The following is a 2,342-nucleotide window of genomic DNA, read 5'->3' on the forward strand; positions in this document are numbered from 1 at the left end:
GGCATTCGGCCGGCACTATCCGGCATCCGGACGTCACGTGGCGRCCGGCCCCGTCATGACCGGCAGCGCCGGATCCTTTGTTAAGGTTTGTTGCATGACACAACCCGCGGCGCCCCTTCCCGTTGACCAGCACGACGGCGGCCCGGGGTACGCCGGACCCGCCCGGCCCGGCCGTACTGCACGGTGGAAGGGACCCGCCGCGATCGTGGCGGCAGGTCTTCCGGCGGGCCTGCTGTGGTGGCTCCTGGCGCCCACTGGGCTCAACCTCATCACCCGCGACCCCGCCCTGGCCGCCGGCAGCAACCCCGCGACCTGGCTTCCCCGGGACCTGGTCCTGGCCGGCTTGTTCCTCCTGGCGGGCTGCCTGTCCGGCGTCTTCACCGCAGGCAACCGGCCCGCCCGGCTGACAACCGCGACAGTGGTCCTCGCCGTCGCCGCTGGCGCCGCGGGCGCGCTCCTGGCGTGCGGAACCGGAGTGCTTGCCGGCAGCTGGTGGAGCCCCGCGCCGGATGCCCACGGCGCCGCCGGGATCGCATTCTCGCTGCGGGCCTACCCGATACTCCTGGTCTGGCCCGCCGCCACCGCCCTGTCAATCTTCCTGGCCACCGTCTTCAGCCGGCCGGAGCCCGAGCAGGGGCCGGGCGCGCCTGAGGAACGGCTCCCGTAACAGCGTCCGGCCCCGGCACCGCCGGCGCGTAAAATGGACGCGTGACCCCAACTGCTGACAACCCCGCACCCTCCGCCCTCACTTTCCGCACCGTGGACCTGCGCGGGCACCGGCTGTCCCTCGCCGGGCTCCGCGCCGCCGTCCCGCGGGCACAGCACGACACCCTGGCGGACGCCGAGCAGAAGGTCCTGGATATCATTTCGGCGGTCCGCGCACGGGGCTTTGCGGCGCTGAGCGAGTTGGCGTTGAAGTTCGACGGCGTCGAACAGACCCACCCGCGCGTTCCCGCCGAGGCCCTCGCCGCCGCCCTGGACGGGCTGGACCCGGCCGTGCGCGCCGCCCTCGAGGAATCGATCCGCCGGGCCCGCCGCTTTGCCGACGCGCAGCGCCCGGCCGATACCGACGTCGAACTAGGTGAAGGCGCCGTAGTCAGCCAGAACTGGGTCCCGGTTGCCCGCGTCGGGCTCTACGTCCCCGGCGGACTGGCGGTCTACCCCTCCTCGGTCATCATGAACGTGGTCCCGGCGCTGGCAGCGGGCGTCCAGTCGATTGCCCTGGCCTCACCGCCGCAAAAAGACTTCGGCGGCCTGCCGCACCCCACCATCCTGGCGGCCGCGTGCCTGCTCGGCATCGACGAGGTCTACGCAATCGGCGGCGCCCAGGCCATAGCCGCGTTCGCCTACGGCATCGGCCCGGCGGACGGGGCCGCACCCGGCACGGCCGCCGGCATCGACCCGGTCGACGTCGTCACCGGGCCCGGCAACATCTTCGTGGCCACCGCCAAGCGGCTCGTCAAGGGTGTGGTCGGGATCGACTCGGAGGCGGGCACCACCGAGATCGCGATCCTGGCCGACGCCACGGCGCGGCCGGAACTCGTCGCCGCCGACCTCGTCAGCCAGGCCGAGCACGACCCGAAGGCCGCGTCGGTGCTGATCACCGATTCCGAGGAACTCGCGGCCGCCGTCCGCGGTGAACTCGACGCCCTGGCCGCCGCGACCAAACACGGCGCCCGGGTCCGGGAAGCCCTGTCCGGCCCGCAGTCCGGCGTTGTCCTGGTCGACGACCTCGAACAAGGCATCGCCGCCTGCGACGCGTACGCCGCCGAACACCTCGAAATCATGACGGCCGACGCCGCCGCCGTGGCCGCCAGGGTCCGGAACGCCGGCGCGATCTTCGTGGGGGACTACAGCCCGGTCAGCCTCGGGGACTACTGCGCCGGGTCCAACCACGTGTTGCCCACCAGCGGAACCGCTGCGTTCTCCTCGGGGTTGAACGTGACCACGTTCCTGCGCGCCATCCAGGTGATCAACTACAGCAGGGCGGCGCTGGCGGAGGTCAGCGGACACATCGTCAGCCTCTCCCGGGCGGAAGACCTGCCGGCGCACGGCGAGGCGGTCACCGCCCGGTTCCCAGCAGGCGGCTGACGCCGGCAGCCGGCGCAGCAAACCACTACATGTAGTAATTACAGGCTTGTTATTCAGCAACATCTAGTCGTAAACTGGTTCCGGAAGCACCATCCGCGGTGCTCAAGCTCGTTCATGAGTGTCCAGGTTTGCGGCAGGGGAGGAATCGACGTGTATTGCCCGTTCTGCCGTAATCCTGATTCGCGCGTGGTGGACAGCCGCATCGCCGACGACGGCTCCGCCATCCGGCGCCGCCGGCAGTGCCCCGGATG

3 protein-coding genes are annotated in these 2,342 nt (G+C 71.3%); all 3 read left to right on the forward strand.

What is annotated here, in order from left to right; all coding sequences use genetic code 11:
- Positions 1-94 precede the first annotated feature (94 nt).
- On the forward strand, positions 95-667 hold the full coding sequence (locus AB4Y86_RS16985; protein WP_441403340.1) for a hypothetical protein: 573 nt from the start codon (positions 95-97) through the stop codon (positions 665-667).
- A 41-nt stretch (positions 668-708) separates the two neighbouring features.
- The gene (hisD, locus tag AB4Y86_RS16990; protein WP_441403341.1) at positions 709-2,091 is read left to right on the forward strand and encodes a histidinol dehydrogenase; all 1,383 of its coding nucleotides are present in this window, start codon (positions 709-711) and stop codon (positions 2,089-2,091) included.
- 150 nt (positions 2,092-2,241) lie between these two features.
- Positions 2,242-2,342: NrdR family transcriptional regulator (locus AB4Y86_RS16995; protein ID WP_441403342.1), on the forward strand; the 101-nt coding region annotated here is incomplete at its 3' end.

Origin of the sequence: Arthrobacter sp. 2YAF22_2, from assembly GCF_052114645.1 — a bacterium.
Taxonomy (GTDB): Bacteria; Actinomycetota; Actinomycetes; order Actinomycetales; family Micrococcaceae; genus Arthrobacter.

What these genes read in the sequence shown, in the direction of transcription:
- AB4Y86_RS16985 (WP_441403340.1), top strand. Translation starts at nt 95, where the DNA reads ATGACACAACCCGCGGCGCCCCTTCCCGTTGACCAGCACGACGGCGGC.